The organism is Streptomyces sp. NPDC008150 (genome assembly GCF_042956945.1).
Classification (GTDB): Bacteria; Actinomycetota; Actinomycetes; order Streptomycetales; family Streptomycetaceae; genus Streptomyces.
The window spans coordinates 1-17,986 of sequence record NZ_JBIBHJ010000007.1; the positions used below are offsets into that span (position 1 = coordinate 1).

A 17,986-nucleotide genomic window follows, 5' to 3' on the forward strand; every position below is an offset into this window, starting at 1 on the left:
GTTGATAGGCCGGATATGGAAGCCAGGTAACTGGTGGAGTTGACCGGTACTAATAGGCCGAGGGCTTGTCCTCAGTTGCTCGCGTCCACTGTGTTAGTTCTGAGACAACGAACAGTTGTCGGCTTTGAGTAGAACAGAACTTCTAATTGAAGAGTGTGCTTGTTCGCTCGAAACCAATAGGGTTTCGGTGGTTATAGCGTTAGGGAAACGCCCGGTTACATTTCGAACCCGGAAGCTAAGCCTTTCAGCGCCGATGGTACTGCAGGGGGGACCCTGTGGGAGAGTAGGACGCCGCCGAACAATTCTTGGAGGACCCTTGGTCCCAGCGTTCACGCTGGGACCAAGGGTCCTTTTGTTTTTTCCGAAGCGCGCCGGCTACCCGGTTGCGCGAGAATGACTGCGGTACCGAAGTACCGAAGACAGGAGTCACCCATGTCCACCAACTCTCCCGACGATCGACCGGAGCGCGACCAGCGGCGACGGGACAGTGGTGACCGCGGTGACCGTGGAGGGTTCCGCGGTGGCCCGTCCCGGGGCAGTGACCGCGGTGGCAACCCGCGTTCCGGCAGCACCGGTGGCGCCGGCCGCCGTGACGACCGCGGTGGTTTCGCCCCGCGTCGTGACGACAGCCGTGGCGGTGACCGTCCGGCCTTCCGCCGCGACGACCGCCGTGACAACGACCGCGGTGGCGACCGTGGCGGTTTCCGCCGCGATGACAACCGCGGTGACCGCGGCGGGTTCGCCCCGCGCCGCGACGACCGCGGAGACCGGCCCTCGGGCCCGCGCCGTGACGACCGTGGCGGTGGCTTCCGCCGTGACGACAACCGCGGTGGCGGCGACCGTCCCCCGTTCCGTCGCGACGACCGCCGTGACGACCGCCGTGACGACAACCGTGGCGGCGGCGACCGTCCCCCCTTCCGTCGCGACGACCGCCGTGACGGCGACCGCGGCGGCTACGCCCCGCGCCGTGACGACCGCGGTGGCGAACGAGGCGGCTTCCGCCGTGACGACAGCCGCGGTGGCGACGACCGTCCCCCCTTCCGCCGTGACAACGACCGTGGTGGTGACCGCCCCGCGTTCCGTCGCGACGACAACCGTGGTGGCGGCGAGCGTCCCCCGTTCCGTCGTGACGACCGTGGTGACCGCGGTGGGTTCCGCCGTGACGACAACCGCGGTGACCACCGCGGCGGCGGCGACCGTCCCCCCTTCCGGCGTGACGACCGACGTGACGACCGTCCGTCCGGTCCTCGTCGTGACGACCGTGGCGGTGGTTTCCGCCGTGACGACAACCGCGGTGGCGGCGAGCGTCCCCCGTTCCGCCGTGACGACCGCCGTGACAACGACCGTGGTGGCGACCGCCCCGCGTTCCGTCGCGACGACAACCGTGGTGGCGGTGACCGTCCCCCGTTCCGTCGTGACGACCGTGGTGACCGCGGCGGGTTCCGCCGTGACGACAACCGCGGTGACCACCGTGGCGGCGGCGACCGTCCCCCCTTCCGCCGTGACGACCGACGCGACGACAACCGCGGTGGTGGCGACCGTCCGCCCTTCCGCCGTGACGACAACCGTGGTGGCGGCGAGCGCCCCCCGTTCCGTCGTGACGACCGCCGTGACAACGACCGCGGCGGCTACGCCCCCCGCCGTGACGACCGCGGTGACCGCGGCGGCTTCGGCCGGCCCGGTGGCGACCGCCGTGACGACCGCGGCGGTGACCGCGGCGGGTTCCGCGGCGGCCGTGACGACCGTGGGCGCGGTGCGCCCCGGCGTGACGACCGCGGTGGTTACCGGGGCCGTGACGACAGGCAGGGCGGCGGCGGTGGCCGTTTCCGTGACGAGCGGGAGCGCGACCGTGAGCCGATCCGGCGCCTGCCCATCCCCGCGGACGTCACCGGCGACGAGATCGACGGCGACGTGCGCCAGGAGCTCCTCAGCCTGCCGAAGACGCTCGCCGAGGACGTCGCGAAGAACCTGGTGATGGTCGCCAGGCTCATCGACGAGGACCCCGAGGGCGCCTACGGCTACTCGAAGGTGGCCCTGCGGCTGGCCTCCCGTGTCGCCGCCGTGCGCGAGGCGGCGGGCTTCGCCGCCTACGCGAGCCAGAAGTACGGCGAGGCCCTCGCCGAGTTCCGGGCCGCGCGGCGGATGACCGGCGGTGTGGACCTGTGGCCCGTCATGGCCGACTGCGAGCGCGGTCTCGGCCGTCCCGAGCGTGCGCTCGACATGGCCGGCGCGCCCGAGGTGCACAAGCTCGACAAGGCGGGACAGGTCGAGATGCGGCTCGTCGCGGCCGGTGCCCGGCGGGACATGGACCAGATCGACGCGGCCATCGTCACCCTCCAGAGCCCCGAGCTGGCCTCCAACTCCGTCCAGCCGTGGACCGCGCGGCTGCGGTACGCGTACGCCGACGCGCTGCTCGCCGCCGGCCGTGAGGACGAGGCGCGCGAGTGGTTCGCCAAGGCCGTCGAGTCCGACCGGGACGGCAGCACCGACGCCTCCGACCGCCTTGCCGAGCTGGACGGCGTGGACTTCGTCGACGCCCTCGGTGACGACGAGGACGAGACCGAGGGCACCGGCGCCGTGACGGTCGTCGTTCCCGACGCGGACAGCGACGACGACGATGACGACGACTCGGTCGTTCTCGAAGAGGACGACGACGAGGACGAGTACTACGACGAGGACGACCTGGAGTACGAAGAGGTCGACGACGATGACGACGACGCGGGCCACCGCGGCGCCGCCGCAAGCGACGGCGACAGGGACGGCAAGGACGTCCGCAAGGACTGACAGCGTCCGGCACCCGGTGGGGTGAAGCACGAGGGGCGGGGCCCCGTACGGAGACGTACGGGGCCCCGCCCCTTTTCGCATGTCCGGAAGCCGGGCGCTCAGGACTCCAGCAGCCGCAGCACCAGGCCCGACGCCGGCTTCGGGCCGAACGACGTCGACTTGCGGGGCATCGTCACCCCCTGGCGAGCCAGGTCCCGTACGACCTCCTCGTGCACGGGGTGCAGCAGCACCGCCGTTCCGCCGTCGCGCTCCGCCTTCTCCACCGTCGCCGCGGTGTCGTGGATGTACGCGATCCGGTCGGGGGAGTCCGCGGGGACGTGCCAGACGTGGTCGAGGAGGGTCGTGTGCAGGACCGTGGCGTCGAGGGCGCGCCAGGCCGCCGGGCGGTCCGCCGGCACCGTACGGGCCAGCAGGTCCGGGTCGGGGCGGTCGACCAGGTGGAACGTGCCGTCGCCCGCGAGCAGGAACGCGTTGCCGTCCTGCGTGGCCTTCGCGAGCGCCTCCAGGGCGTCCGGCAGGTCCGCGTCGACGCGGCGCACCCGGAACAGGCCGTGCAGCGCGGCGAGCGCGTCCGGGAGCGGCAGGCCGGGCAGCAGGCGGTGGATGGCGCGCACCCGCAGCGGATAGCGCGCGGTGTCGACGAGGAGGACCAGGCCGTAGTCCCACGGACCGGGAGAGGAATGCTCGGCGCGCAGCCGCCGGTAGGTGGCCCAGCGGTGGTGCCCGTCCGCGATCAGGGCCTGCCGTCGGGCGAGGTCGGAGCGGACGGCGGCGACCTCGGCGGGGTCGGTCATGGACCACAGGCGGTGGTGGTGGCCGTCCTCGGTGGTCGTCGCGAGCAGCGGCGGGCCCGCGGCCGTGCGTTCGACGAGGGCGCCGGTGGCGTCGGCAGGGCCGTCGTCGCCGCGGTAGGTCAGCAGCAGGGGTTCCAGGTTGGCGTGGGTGGCGCGCATCAGGGCAGCGCGGTCCGCGACGACGTGCGGCATGACGTCCTCGTGGGGGAGCACCACGCCGTCCGCCGGGTCGGGGAGCCGCAGGGTGCCGATGATCCCGCGCTGCACGAGGCCGTCGCCGTCGCCCTGTTCGTACACGTAGAGGCCCGGGTCGGGGTCGGTGCGCAGGATGCCCTCGGCACGCCAGTGGCGCAGGGTGCGGGCGGCCCGGTCGTTGCGCTCGTCGGGGGTCGCGGCCTGCGGCAGGATCAGGCGGACGATGTTGTGCGGGTCCGCCGACTGGAGGTGGTGCACGCCGTCGGGGCGTACGACGACGTCGTACGGGGGAGAGGTCACGGCCGCCAGGCTGCCGACCCGGTCGGGGTCGTAGCGCAGGCCACGGAACGGGGTGATGTCCAGGCCCGGGGGCGCCGTCGTTTCCGAGTGGCCCGCAGTACTCATCCCCGCATCGTACGTGGGCATCCGGCATGGGAGATGATCGGGGAAAGTCAGCGGACGAGGAGCGATGCGGAATGAGCCAGAGCGTCAGGACGAGGCCCGACGGCAGTGGGCGGCCCCTGAGCGAGGCGTACGACACGGCGCTGCTCGACCTGGACGGGGTGGTGTACGCGGGCGGTGACGCCATCGCGCACGCGGTCGACTCGCTGGGCACGGCCCGGGACGGGGGCATGCGGCTCGCGTACGTCACGAACAACGCGCTGCGCACCCCCGACGCGGTGGCCGGACACCTGACCGAACTGGGCGTGCCCGCCGAGGCGTCCGACGTGATCACCTCCGCGCAGGCGGTCTCCCGGCTCATCTCCGAGCAGGTGGCGCCGGGTTCGCGGGTCCTGGTCGTCGGGGGCGAGGGGCTGCGGGTGGCGCTGCGCGAGCGCGGTCTCGTGCCGGTCGACTCGGCGCAGGACGACCCGGCGGCCGTCGTCCAGGGCTACGGCGGTCCGGACCTGCAGTGGAGCCGTTTCGCGGAGGCCTGCTACGCGATCACGGCCGGTGCCCCCTGGTTCGCCTCGAACACGGACCGGACGATCCCCGGGGCCCGCGGCATCGCCCCCGGCAACGGGGCGGCCGTGGAGGTCGTACGGCTCGTCGTCGGCGGGGAGCCGCAGGTGGCGGGCAAGCCGCAGCCGCCGATGCACAAGGAGACGATCGTGCGGACCGGCGCGAAGCGCCCGCTGGTCGTCGGGGACCGGCTGGACACGGACATCGAGGGGGCGACCGGGGGCGGCGTCGACTCGCTGCTCGTGCTGACCGGTGTCACCGACGGGCCCCAACTGCTCGCGGCGCGGCCCGAGCACCGGCCGACCTACGTGGCCGCCGATCTGCGCGGACTGCTCACGGGACAGCCCGAGGTGGAGGACGCCGACGGCGGCTTCCGGTGCGGCGGCTGGACGGCGACGGCGGGCGGCGAACGGCTCGAACTGACCGGCTCCGGCGACGCGTTGGACGGTCTGCGGGCGCTGTGCGCGGCGGCCTGGACGGCGGCCGGGGACGGCACGTGCGAGCTCGACGGTGGCAAGGCGCTGGCCAGGCTCGGTCTCTGAGGGACCGAAGGCTGCCGGGGTGCCGGTGCGGCGGGCGGGTGTCGACCCGCCCGCGCCGACGGGCGGATCGGGCGTACCGGTCGCCGGGGAGGGCCCCAACCAAGGTTAGGTTAACCTAACCCGGTGCTGGTCGACACTCCTTCCCCAGGGCGCGTGCGGACCGCGCCCCCGCCGCCGCCCCGCCGGGCGATACGCGCCGCCGGTCTCCCGGCGTCCGCCGTGCTCCTGGCCCTCGTCGCCGCGGCGAGCGTCGCCGTCGGCGCGAAGGCGCTCTCCGCGGGCCAGGTCTGGCACGGGCTGTTCCAGAACTCGGGCACCTACGGCGACGTCGTCGTCGACGAGCGCCTCTCGCGCACCCTCCTCGGGCTGCTCGCGGGCGCCGCGCTCGGCCTGTCCGGCGCGGTGCTCCAGGCGCTCACCCGCAACCCGCTGGCCGACCCCGGTCTGCTCGGCATCAACGCCGGGGCGTCGGCCGCCGTGGTCACGGCCATCACCTTCTTCGGGGTCACCTCGCTGACCGGGTACGTGTGGTTCGCGTTCCTCGGCTCGGCGGTCGTCGGGGCGCTGGTCTGGTTCCTCGGCGGGAGCAGGGGCGCCACCCCGGTCCGGCTGGCGCTGGCCGGCACCGCGATCAGCGCGGCGCTCTACGGCTACCTCCAGGCCGTGATGATCACGGACGGCGCGGCGCTCGGCCGCATGCGCTTCTGGACCGTGGGGTCGCTCTCCTCCGCGAGCTGGCCCACGGTCAGGCAGGTACTGCCGTTCCTCGCCGCCGGTGTGCTCCTCACGCTGCTGCTCGCCCGCCCGCTGAACGCGGTCGCGATGGGCGACGACACCGCCCGCGCCCTCGGCGCCCACCTGAACCGCACCCGCGCCCTGTCGATGCTCGCCGCGACCGTGCTGTGCGGCGCGGCGACCGCGGCCTGCGGACCGATCGTGTTCGTCGGCCTTATGGTCCCGCACGTCGTGCGCTCGTTCACCGGGCCCGACCTGCGCTGGATCCTGCCGTACGCGGCGCTGCTCTCGCCGGTGCTGTTGCTCGGCGCGGACGTCGTCGGCCGGGTCGTGGCACGCCCCGCCGAACTCCAGGTCGGCGTCGTCACGGCGGTCGTCGGCGGCCCCGTCTTCGTCCTGCTCGTACGACGGCGCAGGACGGCCCGGCTGTGAGGACCGACCGGACCGTGAAGACCGAGCCCCCGCGCCGCGGCACCGTGCGGGTCCCCGTGACCGCCTCCCGGGCCACCACCCGGGTCCTGCGCACCCCCGGCGGACTCTCCGTGCGGTTCGACGCGCGGGCGTTCACCGTGGTCGTCGTCCTGCTGCTCGCGGCCGCCGTGGCGGGCGTCGTGCTGATCGGCACCGGCGACTTCCCCGTCCCGGCCGCCGACGTGCTGCGCACGCTGGCCGGTCACGGCACCGCCGGGCAGGAGTTCATCGTCGGCCAACTGCGGCTGCCGCGCGTCTTGGTGGGCCTGCTCGTCGGGGCGTCCCTGGGTCTCGGCGGCGCGCTGTTCCAGTCGGTGTCCCGCAACCCGCTCGGCAGTCCCGACGTTCTCGGCCTCGGCCAGGGCGCGACGGCCGGCGCCCTCGTCGTGATCGTCCTGTTCTCCGGCAGCGCCGCCCAGGTCACCCTCGGCGCGCTCGTCGGCGGCCTGGTGACCGGCGCCTCCATCTACCTGCTGGCCTGGAAGCGGGGCGTGCACGGCTATCGGCTGGTCCTGGTCGGCATCGGCGTCTCCGCGACCGTCACCGCGGTCAACGGCTACCTGATCACCAAGGCCGACTTCGTCGACGCGACCCGCGCGATCGTGTGGATGACCGGTTCCCTCGACGGCCGTGACTGGGACCAGGTCGGGCCGCTGTCCGCCCTGTGCGCGGTGCTCGTACCGCTGGTGCTGGTCAACGCGCGCGCCCTGCGGATGACGGAGATGGGCGACGACGCGGCCGCCGCGCTCGGGGTGCCCGTCGAACGCGTACGGCTGCTGCTCACCGGCGCGGCGGTGCTGCTGACCGCCGCCGCCACGGCCGCCGCCGGGCCCGTCGGGTTCGTCGCGCTGACCGCGCCGCAGCTCGCCCGGCGGCTGACCCGGTCGCCGGGACCCAACCTGGTGGCGTCGATGTGCATGGGCGCCACCCTGCTGGTCACCGCCGACTGGGCCGCGCAGCGGGTCTTCGGCGCCGACCGGCTTCCCGTGGGCGTGGTCACCGGGATCCTCGGCGGGGCGTACCTGCTGTGGCTCCTGGTCGCGGAACGCCGGGCGGGCCGGACATGAGGCCGGGCCCGGCCGCGAGGGGCCGCACGCCGGACGGACCGGCACGCCCCGGGATTCCGCAGAGCCCGTTGATTCCGATGAAGTCGAGAAGTGCGAGGAGCACCGTGAACCGCCTGTCCGCCGAAGAGGTCACCCTCGCCTACGACCAGCGCGTCATCGCCGAAGGGCTGTCGGTCGAGATACCCGACAACTCCTTCACGGTGATCGTCGGCCCGAACGCCTGCGGCAAGTCCACGCTGCTGCGGGCGCTGTCGAGGATGCTGAAGCCCGACGCGGGCCGGGTGCTGCTCGACGGTCAGGTCATCCAGTCGATGCCGGCCAAGAAGGTCGCCCGCACCCTCGGCCTGCTGCCCCAGTCGTCGATCGCGCCGGACGGGATCACCGTCGGCGACCTCGTCGGACGCGGCCGCTACCCGCACCAGGGGCTGCTGCGGCAGTGGTCCACCGAGGACGAGCGGGTCGTGCGGGAGGCCATGGCGCAGACCGGCGTCGGCGACCTCGCCGAGCGGTACGTCGACGAACTCTCCGGCGGCCAGCGCCAGCGCGTGTGGATCGCCATGGCCCTCGCCCAGCAGACCCCGCTGCTGCTGCTCGATGAGCCGACCACCTACCTCGACATCCAGCACCAGATCGACGTCCTGGACCTCTGCGCCGAGCTGCACGAGGAGCAGGGCCGCACCCTGGTGGCGGTACTGCACGACCTGAACCACGCGGCCCGCTACGCCACGCACCTCGTCGCCCTGCGCGACGGCGCCGTGATCGCCGAGGGCGCGCCGGGCGACATCGTCACCGCGGACCTCGTGGAGCAGGTGTTCGGGCTGCGCTGCCAGGTCGTCGAGGACCCGGAGACGGGCACGCCGCTGGTGGTGCCCGCCGCGCGCAAGTCCCGCACCCGTACCCGTACGAGGGAGGTCGCTGCGGAGGCGTGACGGGGCCCGGGGGCCCTCCGGCCCTCTCCCGCGGCTACAGCAGTCTGCGCAGCCGCAGCAGGTCGCGCAGGCCCGCTTCGAGCCGTACCCGGCCGGAGGCCCAGGCCTTCGCGAAGTTCAGCCGCCCGGCGACCATCGCCACCAGGTCGTCACCGGTCATGGACAGCCGGATCTGGGCCTTCTCGCGCGGCCGGCCCTCGACCGTGTCCGTCACCGTGATCCGCCCGCCGCTCAGCCGGCCGAGGAAGGTGACGTCGAGGTCGGTGATCCGGCAGCTCAGGGAACGGTCCAGGTCCGCCGCGTCGCGGACGTCGCCGTCCGCGCCGGCCAGATTGTCCGAGAGTCGCGTGAGTGCGGCGCGGCACTCCTCCAAGGTCGCCATCGCGACCGACGGTACCGCAGCGTCTCGGGGTAGCGTCGGGGCATGAGCGACGCACAGGCCCCGGCCGGGTTCCCGGCCCCGGCGGCGACCGCGGGCCCGGCGGGCGGCGGGCAGGGACCGTTCCGGCCCGCACCGGGCCGCACGGCCGGACGGGAACCCGAACCCGATCCCGTGCCCGAACCGGACGACGCGCACGAACCGCCGGACCCGCAGAACGCCGCCCCCGGCGCGGAGAGCGACCCGGCCGCCCCCGCCCCGCTGGCCGTCGGGCGCACCCCCACCGGCAACGCCGACGTCGACGCCGCGCTGCGCCGCCTGGCCGACGCCGACCACCTCACCACCGACGGGCACGTCGAGGTGTACGAGGATGTACACCGGGGCCTGCGCGACGCGCTCACCGCGCTCGACGCCAGGCCGGGCCCGCCGTCCCCCGGCGGCCACCCGGCCCCCGGGCCCCGCTGACCACCGCGGTTCCCGCCGCGGACCGCCGTACGACCGCAGGAGCTGAACCGAACGTGGCAGGAGCCGTACGCCGCCGTCTCGACGCGGAGCTGGTCCGCCGGAAGCTCGCGCGCTCGCGCGAGCACGCCGGGCAGCTCATCGCCGCCGGGCGGGTCACCGTCGGCAGGACCGTGGCGACCAAGTCCGCCACGCAGGTGGAGACCGCGGCGCCCATCGTGGTCGCGACGGACGACGACGACCCCGACTACGTCTCGCGCGGCGGCCACAAGCTGGCCGGGGCGTTCGCGGCCTTCGTGCCGCAGGGCCTGACCGTCCGGGGCCGCCGGGCGCTCGACGCGGGCGCGTCCACCGGAGGCTTCACCGACGTCCTGCTGCGCGCCGGCGCCGCGCACGTCGTCGCCGTCGACGTGGGCTACGGGCAGCTCGCCTGGTCGCTGCAGAGCGATGAACGCGTCACCGTCAAGGACCGTACCAACGTACGTGAGTTGACGCTCGAAGCGATCGACGGGGAGCCCGTGGACCTGATCGTGGGGGACCTGTCCTTCATCCCGCTCGGACTCGTGCTGCCCGCCCTCGCGCGGTGCGCGCGGCCCGACGCGGACCTGGTGATGATGGTCAAGCCGCAGTTCGAGGTGGGCCGGGAACGGCTCGGCAGCGGCGGCGTGGTGCGCAGCCCCGAACTGCGCGCCGAGGCGGTGCGCGGTGTCGCGGGCCGCGCGGCGCAGCTCGGGCTCGGCGTACGGGGCGTCACCGCGAGCCCGCTGCCCGGACCCTCGGGAAATGTCGAGTACTTTCTGTGGCTGCGGGCCGGCGCACCCGAACTCGACCCGGCCGACGTTGACCGTGCAGTGGCGGAGGGGCCGCGTTGACACAGAACCCAGCTCGTACTGTTTTCCTGCTCGCCCACACCGGGCGGCCGGCGGCCATCCGCAGCGCCGAACTCGTGGTCAAGGGGCTGCAACGGGCCGGCCTCGGCGTCCGCGTCCTGGAGGCCGAGGCGGCCGACCTGCCGCTGCCCGACAGCGTGCAGCTGGTCAAGGAGGCGACACCGCAGTGCCTCGACGACTGCGAGCTGCTCATCGTGCTCGGCGGCGACGGCACGCTGCTGCGCGGCGCCGAGTTCGCCCGCGCGTCCGGCGTGCCGATGCTCGGCGTGAACCTGGGCCGGGTCGGCTTCCTCGCCGAGGCCGAGCGCGACGACCTCGACAAGGTCGTGGACCGGGTCGTCACCCGCTCCTACGAGGTCGAGGAGCGGATGACGGTCGACGTCGTCGTCCACCAGAACGGCACCGTCGTGCACACCGACTGGGCGCTCAACGAGGCCGCCGTGCAGAAGGTGTCGGCGGAGAAGCTCCTCGAAGTGGTGCTGGAGATCGACGGGCGCCCGGTGACCGGTTTCGGCTGCGACGGCATCGTGTGCGCGACCCCGACCGGTTCCACCGCGTACGCCTTCTCGGCCGGCGGTCCCGTGGTGTGGCCGGAGGTCGAGGCCCTGCTGATGGTTCCGATCAGTGCGCACGCCCTGTTCGCCAAGCCGCTGGTGACCTCGCCCGACTCGGTGCTCGCCGTGGAGGTGTTGCCGCACATCCCGCCCGGCGTCCTGTGGTGCGACGGGCGCCGCACGGTGGAGCTCCCGCCCGGCGCCCGCGTCGAGGTGCGCCGGGGCGCGGTGCCGGTCCGGCTGGCGCGGCTGCACCACGCGTCGTTCACGGACCGGCTGGTGGCCAAGTTCGCCCTGCCGGTGGCGGGCTGGCGGGGCGCGCCGAACTGAGGGCCGCGCGCCGCCCGCCGGAGCCCTGGCGGATTCCCGCCCGCGGGACCGGGCATACCGGGCGTTTTGGCGCCCCCGTGCGCCCGGCGCCGGGTGCGGGGCGGCCGTCCCGGGGGCCCGGCCGTCCCCCGGAAGAGGACGGTCGCGCTCCGGCCGTACGCCGCCGACCTGCGCGTTCGCCCTTCGCGGGTGGGGCGGCGTCGCGGTGGACCGGGAAAACCTCGTATGGTCGGGGACGTGTTGGAGGAGATGCGGATACGGTCGCTCGGCGTCATCGACGACGCGGTCGTCGAGCTGTCGCCCGGCTTCACGGCGGTCACGGGTGAGACGGGCGCGGGCAAGACCATGGTCGTCACGAGCCTCGGGCTGCTCCTGGGCGGCCGCGCGGACCCCGCGCTGGTCCGCATCGGCGCCCGGAACGCGGTCGTCGAGGGGCGGATCACCGTGCGCGAGGGCGGCACGGCCGTCGTACGGGCCGAGGAGGCCGGCGCGGAGCTGGACGACGGGGCGCTGCTGATCAGCCGTACCGTTTCCGCCGAGGGCCGCTCCCGGGCGCACCTGGGCGGACGCTCGGTCCCGGTGGGCCTGCTCGCCGAACTGGCCGACGAACTCGTCGCCGTGCACGGGCAGACGGACCAGCAGGGGCTGCTCAAGCTGTCCAGGCAGCGGCAGGCGCTGGACCGGTACGCCGGGGACACGGTCGCCGGGCCGCTCGCGAAGTACGCGGAGGCGTACCGGAGACTGCGGGCCGTCGTCGCGGAGCTGGCGGAGATCACCACCCGTGCGCGCGAGCGGGCCCAGGAGGCCGACATGCTGCGCTACGGCCTCGACGAGATCGCCGCCGTGGAACCGCGCGCCGGGGAGGATGTCGAGCTGGCGGCCGAGGCCGAACGGCTGGGCCACGCCGAGGCGTTGGCGTCCGCCGCGACCGTCGCCCACGCGGCGCTCGCCGGCAACCCCGAGGACCCCGAGGGCATCGACGCCACGACCCTCGTCGCCGGGGCCCAACGGGCCCTGGACGCGGTGCGTTCGCACGACCCCGCGCTCAACGCCCTCGCCGACCGGATCGGCGAGGTCGGCATCCTGCTCGGCGACGCGGCGGGCGAACTCGCCGGATACGCCGACGACCTGGACGCCGACCCGCTGCGCCTGGCCGCCGTCGAGGAGCGCCGCGCGGCGCTCACCGCGCTCACCCGCAAGTACGGCCAGGACGTCGGCGAAGTGCTCGACTGGGCCGAGCGGGGCGCCGCCCGCCTCGCCGAACTCGACGGCGACGACGAGCACATCGACGACCTGACCGCCGAACGCGACGGTCTGCGTGCCGAACTCGGCGGTCTGGCCCAGGCGTTGAGCGACGCCCGGACCGAGGCGGCCGACCGGTTCGCCGCCGCCGTGACCGCCGAACTCGCCTCCCTCGCCATGCCGCACGCCCGGGTGACCTTCGCCGTCCGGCAGACCGAGGACCCCGAGGGCGTCGAGGTCGGCGGCCGCACGGTCGCGTACGGCCCGTCCGGCGCCGACGAGGTCGAGCTGCTGCTCGCCCCGCACCCCGGCGCCCCCGCCCGGCCGATCGCCAAGGGCGCGTCCGGCGGTGAACTCTCGCGCGTGATGCTGGCCGTGGAGGTCGTCTTCGCGGGCACCGACCCCGTGCCGACGTACCTCTTCGACGAGGTCGACGCGGGTGTCGGCGGCAAGGCCGCCGTCGAGATCGGCCGCCGTCTGGCGCGCCTCGCGAAGAGCGCGCAGGTCGTCGTCGTGACCCACCTGCCGCAGGTGGCGGCGTTCGCCGACCGGCAACTGCTGGTGGAGAAGACCAACGACGGGACGGTCACCCGGTCCGGCGTGAAGGTCCTGGAGGGCGAGGACCGCATCCGGGAGCTGTCCCGCATGCTGGCCGGCCAGGAGGACTCGGAGACGGCCCGCGCCCACGCGGAGGAACTGCTGGCGACGGCACGGGCGGACGCGTAGCGCTCGCGCGCGGGTCCGGGGTGCCCGTGGCGGCCCCCGGGGCCCCGGGGCTTGGCCGGTGGGTCGGTGGCTCGGTGGCGTGGGGCCGCGTGGCGTCTTCGGGTGCCCTATGTCCCCGCCCCGGTGCGGGAGTTGGGGGCTTGGTGGCGGGTCGGCGACGCATGGGCGTTCGGGTTCTGTGGGCGCCGGGGGCGTTCTGGGCCGACGAATGGTGAACGGCAGCCTGGTGGCTCGATGGCGTGGGTGCTGCGTGGCTGCGGCGGGCGTCTGACGGCCGTGTCCCTGTGGGGAGCCGCTGGTGGTGGCGCGGCGACGCGTGGCCGCGCGGGCTTGGGCGTTCGGGCTTCGTGGGGCTCGGCGGGCTGCGGTGCTCGGCCGACGGGATGGTTCAGCGGCTCACCGTGGCCCCGCATCCCCGCTGGATCCTGGTGCCGACGCGGAGGAGCTGTCCAAGGGTCGGCCGGGCGGCCGGCGGCCCTGGGCCGCCGGGACGGTCACCGCGGACCCCAGCACGCGCAGCCGCGCCCCGTCGGGTGCGATGCCCGGCGACCACCCGGAGGAACCGGCGGGCGGCGGTTCTAGGGTGGCCGGATGATCACCGGTTCCTCCGCCCTGCCGTCGGGCGTCTCCCGTGTCTCCTCGTTCGCCCTCACCGCGGCCCTCGCCCGTGGCGCGACCGCCGCCTTGCGCACCCTCGCGCCGGGCGGTGCCGCGCGCTGGGAGCGGGAGAACCACGCCGGGCGGACCGTCGGCCTGTACGCCGGTCCCGCGACCGCCCTCGCGGCGGCGGCCGGGGCCGCGCGGGTACGCCCCGTCGCGGGTCTGGCCGTCCTCGCGGCCGGGGCCTGCGGTGCCTGGGACGACACGGCCGGGGCCGACGACCCCCGCCGGGGCTTCCGCGCCCATCTGTCCGCCCTGCGGCACGGCGAGGTCACCACCGGGGCGGTCAAGCTCCTCGGGATCGGCGCCGCCGGGCTCGTGGCCGGGGCGCTGCTCAAGGACCGCCCGCTCGACAGGCTCCTCGCGGGCGTCGTGATCGCCGGGGCCGCCCACGCCGTCAACCTCGTCGACGTGCGCCCCGGAAGGGCCGCCGCGGCCGTACTCGCCCTCGGCGCACCGGGGTTGCTGCGCTCCGGTCCCGCCGCGTCCCTCGCGGCCGTCGCGACCGGGGCCGCCGCGGCCGTCCTGCCCGACGACGCGGGGGAGCGGGAGATGCTCGGCGACTCGGGGGCGCACGCCCTCGGCGCGACCCTGGGCCTGGCGGTGGTGGCGGGCAACGGCCGCCCGGGTCTGGTGGCCCACGCGGCGGCGGTGGTGGCGGCGGCCGTGTACGGCGACCGGGTGAGCGAACTGGCGCGTGGGAAGCGGCTGGTGGACTGATCGCGGTCCGTGCGCGCGAGCTTGCGGGGCGCCGGAGGCGGAGCGGCACGGACCGGCCGTCCCGGCGAGTCCGCCCGCCCCTGTCGGTACCCCGGGTACCGCCGCGGTGCGGTCAACTCGGCCCCGGCACCCGGCCGGTGGCAGCGCCCGCCCCGCGCCGGGGGCATGCCGGGCGGGGGGCGGGGAATCCGGCGTTCGTGCGTCGTTCGCGGGTCGACCGGTGGAGGGCGGGAGTTGTCGTGGGTCCGCTTCGAAGTGCCCTGTTCCGGGCGTCTGTTGATGACGTGCGACCGGTGCTGAGGCGGCCCTCGGGCCGGTCGGCGGAGGGGGCCGGCCCGTGGCCCGCCGACCTCGCCGTGCTCCCGTCGCACCGGGAGCGCCGGGCGGCCCGCGCCCCGTGCCGGACCGCGCGCCGGTTCGGGCGGCGCCTCGAACACCGTCACTCTTACGGGGGACCCGTACCGCTCCCGGACTCCGACCTCACGCGGCCCCGCGACCTCGGAGGTTGCCGGAACACCCGTACGGCCTGGCATCCTTGAGGCGTCAAGCCGTACGCAGCATCCATGGGAAACGCCCGGTGCGGCCCCGCACCCGATACCTTCTGTAGGTTTCCTCGTGACCGCCCCTTGCCTTTCCAGGAGCCCCGGCCCCGTGACCCCCGTGAGCAGCCACGCACCGCACGGCCAGACGCCGCTGCGCACGGTCCAGGTGCTCGGCGGCGGCAACGCCGGCAGCAGCGCCCACGTGCGCTCGCTGGCCGCCGGGCTCGTCGCGCGGGGTGTCCGGGTCACCGTGTGCGCGCCGCCGGAGGCGGACCAGGCCTACGACTTCACCGCCACCGGCGCGGAACACGTGCCCGTTCCCCGCAGCAGCGACCCCGGCGCGGTGGCCGCGCTGCGCGCCGCCTGCGCCGGGGCGGACCTGGTGCACGCGCACGGGCTGCACGCCTCCTTCCGGACCGCGCTCGCGCTCAGCGGCCGGTCCACCCCGCTCGTCGTCACCTGGCACAACCACGCCCGTGCCGAGGGCGCGCGGGCCCATCTGCTGCGGCTGCTCGAGCGGCGTGCGGTGAAGGCCGCGTCCGTCGTGCTCGGCACCACGTCCGACCTCGTGGACCGCGCCCGCGGCCGGGGCGCCCGCGACGCCCGGCTGTCCGCCGTCGCGCTGCCGGCCCGGCGCGACACCGACCGGGACGAACGGCTGCGGCTGCGCCCGAAGTTCCGTGCCGAACTCGGCGTCACCGAGCGCCCGTTGCTCGTCGCGGTGGGATCCCTCGACCGCTTCCGCGGCTACGGCATGCTGCTCGACGCCTCGCGTTCCTGGCGGCGGCTGGAGACCGTGCCGCTGCTGGTGATCGCGGGAGAGGGGCCGCTGCGGGGCGAGTTCCAGCGGCGGATCGAGGACGAGGGGCTGCCCGTTCGGCTGGTGGGGCGGCGCGACGACGTCGGCGACCTCCTCGTCGCCGCCGACCTGGCGCTGCTGCCGGGCGGACCGGAGTCCCGCTCCCCGCTGGCGCAGGAGGCACTGCACGCGGGGGTGCCGCTGGTCGCGGTCGGCGCGGGCGCGGTTCCCGAACTCGTGGGCGACGCGGCCGAACTGGTGCCGCACGAGGACGCGGACGCGTTCGGGGACGCCGTCGTACGGCTGCTCGGCGACCCGGAGCGCCGCCGGCTCCTCGGCGAGCGCGGGGTGCGGCAGGCGGCCACCTGGCCGACCGAGGACGACACCGTCGCGCAAGTGCTCAGCATCTACGACGAGTTGACCGAACCGCGCCTGCTGGTCTGATCCGCCGAGTCGCCACCCGCGCTACGGCAGGTGCCGACGGGCGCGCAGCGCCAGGCTCAACGCCAGTACCGTCTGCGGGTCGTCGAGGTCGGTGCCCAGCAACTCCCCTATGCGGGCGAGGCGGTTGTACAACGTCTGCCGGTTCAGGTGCAGTTCGCGGGCCGTCTCGGCCTTGCGGCCCGCGTGCGCCAGATAGGTCTCCAGCGTCGGCAGCAGCGGCGGGCGCGACCGGTCGTCGTGCTCGCGCAGCGGGCCGATGGCCCGGTCCACGAACGCGGCGAGGTCGGGGTGGTCGCGCAGCCGCCACAGCAGCAGGTCGATGTCGAGGCGCCGGGCGTCGTACCAGGGCTGCCCGGTCAGGCCCTGTGCGGCGCCCGCGGCCTCGGCGGCGTGCCGCAGCCCCGCCGACGCGGCGGTCCAGCCGCCGGCCGCGCCGACCACCACGACCGGCGGCCTGTTGCCCGGCAGCAGCATCCCGGCGCGTTCCACGCCCGCCCGCAGCGCCGCCGCGACCCGGTCGGCGACCTGGGCGCGCTCGGCTTCCGAGCGGAGCCCGAGCAGCAGCGGAACCCGGCCCTCCACGGGCCGCACGCCCAGCAGCACGGGCGCGCCCAGCAGCGCCAGCTCCTCCGAGACGGCGCGGGCGAGCACCGCCCAGCCGCTGCCGCCGCCGGGCGACGACAGCGCGTCGTCCACGCGCATCACCACCGGCAGCAGAGCGCTGTTGCCGGGCTTGAAGCCGAGGACGCGGGCCTGGGCGGGCGCGTCCTCGGGGGCGACGCGTCCCTCGGCGAGGTCGGTGAGGAAGTCGCCCCGGCCGCGCGCCGCCAGCTCCTCGTCCTGGCGGGCCTGCATCAGGACCACGGCGAGGATGCCCGCGGCCCGCTCCGCGGCCATCCGGTGCACGGGCGCGAGGGGGCCGCGCACCGGGAGCAGGGCGAGCCGGGCCCGTACCGAGCTGCTGCCGGGGCCGCCGCCCGGCACGTCCACCAGGACCGTTCCGGCAGGCGGGCGGCCGTCCTTGTGCTGGCCGCGCAGCCCCTCCCACACCTGGAGCGGGTCGGCGCCCTCGGGCCCGGCGCCCGCCGCGTACAGGAGCTGGCCCTCGGGTGTCTCCAGGAACACCGGGTTGTCGCTGAAGTCCGCCAGGATCGCCAGCACCTGCGGGACCCCGCCCCCGCCGAGCAGTGCCTGGGTGCACCGGCGGTGCACCTCCTCGGCCCGCTGGAGCAGCGCGTAGTGCCCGTTGACGATCTCGGTGTGGATCTCCTCCGTCACGGCCACGAACGGCACCTCGCGGTGCAGCTGCATCAGCGGCAGCCCCGCGTTGCGCGCGGCCTCGACCAGGGCGTCGGGCAGCCGCGCGAAGCGCGGGCCCAGCTCGACGACGAGGGCGGCGATGCCCCGCTCGGCGAGGGTGCGGACGAACGCCCGCTGCTCGGCGGGGCGGGTGCCGAGCCCGTACCCGGTGGTCAGCAGCAGCTCGCCGCCCTTGAGCAGCGAGGCGATGTTGGGCACCTCGCCCGCGTGCACCCAGCGCACCGTCCGCTGGAGCCGGTCGCCGCCGGCCAGGACCTCCGGCAGCCCGCTGCGCAGTCCGGGCAGTTCGAGGGCGCGCTGCACCGTGATGCCGGCGCCCTGGGCGCCCCGGGAGCCGAATCCGCCCGCTGTACCGCTGTCCATGCGGCGGACGCTACCCGGACACCGGCCGCGACGGCACCTTCGCCCGGCCAATACCGGACCAACGGTGTGCGGCCC

At 75.1% G+C, this 17,986-nt stretch carries 15 protein-coding genes and 1 rRNA gene; 12 read left to right on the plus strand and 4 right to left on the minus strand.

The window, feature by feature from the left end; translation table 11 throughout:
* Positions 1-183 precede the first annotated feature (183 nt).
* A 5S ribosomal RNA gene (gene rrf / locus ACFZA0_RS18465) occupies positions 184-300 on the plus strand.
* A gap of 126 nt (positions 301-426) precedes the next feature.
* Here the strand turns inward: rrf and ACFZA0_RS18470 are convergent.
* Entirely contained in the window at positions 427-1,470 is a 1,044-nt protein-coding gene (locus tag ACFZA0_RS18470; protein WP_391017641.1) for a hypothetical protein, read from the minus strand.
* Between the two features lie 441 nt (positions 1,471-1,911).
* Between ACFZA0_RS18470 and ACFZA0_RS18475 the strand changes: the two genes are divergently transcribed.
* Positions 1,912-2,784 carry a hypothetical protein gene (locus tag ACFZA0_RS18475; RefSeq protein ID WP_391017643.1) on the plus strand — a complete coding sequence of 291 codons (873 nt, stop codon included), beginning with the start codon at positions 1,912-1,914 and terminating at the stop codon, positions 2,782-2,784.
* A 98-nt stretch (positions 2,785-2,882) separates the two neighbouring features.
* Here ACFZA0_RS18475 and ACFZA0_RS18480 read toward each other — a convergent pair whose 3' ends face one another.
* Positions 2,883-4,178, minus strand: a complete 1,296-nt coding sequence (locus tag ACFZA0_RS18480; protein WP_391017646.1) for a DUF1015 family protein — start codon at positions 4,176-4,178, stop codon at positions 2,883-2,885.
* A gap of 71 nt (positions 4,179-4,249) precedes the next feature.
* Here ACFZA0_RS18480 and ACFZA0_RS18485 point away from each other — a divergent pair, with 71 nt between their 5' ends.
* The 4 genes from ACFZA0_RS18485 (at position 4,250) to ACFZA0_RS18500 (ending at position 8,480) form a co-directional block, all read left to right on the plus strand.
* Positions 4,250-5,278: an HAD hydrolase-like protein gene (locus tag ACFZA0_RS18485; RefSeq protein ID WP_391017649.1), complete on the plus strand. Its 1,029-nt coding sequence runs from the start codon at positions 4,250-4,252 to the stop codon at positions 5,276-5,278.
* A 123-nt stretch (positions 5,279-5,401) separates the two neighbouring features.
* Positions 5,402-6,445, plus strand: coding sequence for an iron chelate uptake ABC transporter family permease subunit (locus tag ACFZA0_RS18490; protein WP_391017651.1), 1,044 nt, complete (start codon positions 5,402-5,404; stop codon positions 6,443-6,445).
* A 44-nt stretch (positions 6,446-6,489) separates the two neighbouring features.
* Positions 6,490-7,551, plus strand: coding sequence for an iron chelate uptake ABC transporter family permease subunit (locus tag ACFZA0_RS18495; RefSeq protein ID WP_391018666.1), 1,062 nt, complete (start codon positions 6,490-6,492; stop codon positions 7,549-7,551).
* Between the two features lie 77 nt (positions 7,552-7,628).
* Positions 7,629-8,480 carry an ATP-binding cassette domain-containing protein gene (locus ACFZA0_RS18500; protein ID WP_391017654.1) on the plus strand — a complete coding sequence of 284 codons (852 nt, stop codon included), beginning with the start codon at positions 7,629-7,631 and terminating at the stop codon, positions 8,478-8,480.
* A 34-nt stretch (positions 8,481-8,514) separates the two neighbouring features.
* Here ACFZA0_RS18500 and ACFZA0_RS18505 read toward each other — a convergent pair whose 3' ends face one another.
* Positions 8,515-8,862, minus strand: a complete 348-nt coding sequence (locus tag ACFZA0_RS18505) for an alkyl sulfatase C-terminal domain-containing protein (protein WP_391017657.1) — start codon at positions 8,860-8,862, stop codon at positions 8,515-8,517.
* A gap of 171 nt (positions 8,863-9,033) precedes the next feature.
* Here ACFZA0_RS18505 and ACFZA0_RS18510 point away from each other — a divergent pair, with 171 nt between their 5' ends.
* From ACFZA0_RS18510 to ACFZA0_RS18535, 6 genes are all read left to right on the plus strand, one after another.
* On the plus strand, positions 9,034-9,324 hold the full coding sequence (locus ACFZA0_RS18510; protein ID WP_391018668.1) for a hypothetical protein: 291 nt from the start codon (positions 9,034-9,036) through the stop codon (positions 9,322-9,324).
* A gap of 53 nt (positions 9,325-9,377) precedes the next feature.
* Entirely contained in the window at positions 9,378-10,193 is an 816-nt protein-coding gene (locus tag ACFZA0_RS18515; protein WP_391017660.1) for a TlyA family rRNA (cytidine-2'-O)-methyltransferase, read from the plus strand.
* Positions 10,190-11,095, plus strand: a complete 906-nt coding sequence (locus tag ACFZA0_RS18520) for an NAD kinase (RefSeq protein ID WP_391017663.1) — start codon at positions 10,190-10,192, stop codon at positions 11,093-11,095. Before ACFZA0_RS18515 ends, ACFZA0_RS18520 begins: the two co-directional genes overlap by 4 nt.
* A gap of 225 nt (positions 11,096-11,320) precedes the next feature.
* Positions 11,321-13,063, plus strand: coding sequence for a DNA repair protein RecN (recN, locus tag ACFZA0_RS18525; RefSeq protein WP_391017666.1), 1,743 nt, complete (start codon positions 11,321-11,323; stop codon positions 13,061-13,063).
* A gap of 591 nt (positions 13,064-13,654) precedes the next feature.
* Entirely contained in the window at positions 13,655-14,443 is a 789-nt protein-coding gene (locus ACFZA0_RS18530; RefSeq protein WP_391017669.1) for a hypothetical protein, read from the plus strand.
* 651 nt (positions 14,444-15,094) lie between these two features.
* A complete protein-coding gene (locus tag ACFZA0_RS18535) occupies positions 15,095-16,228 on the plus strand; it encodes a glycosyltransferase (RefSeq protein WP_391017672.1) in 1,134 nt (377 codons plus the stop codon).
* Positions 16,229-16,249: 21 nt separating this feature from the next.
* On the opposite strand, the gene ACFZA0_RS18540 is transcribed toward ACFZA0_RS18535, so the two are convergent.
* A complete protein-coding gene (locus ACFZA0_RS18540) occupies positions 16,250-17,911 on the minus strand; it encodes a PucR family transcriptional regulator ligand-binding domain-containing protein (protein ID WP_391017674.1) in 1,662 nt (553 codons plus the stop codon).
* Positions 17,912-17,986 lie beyond the last annotated feature (75 nt).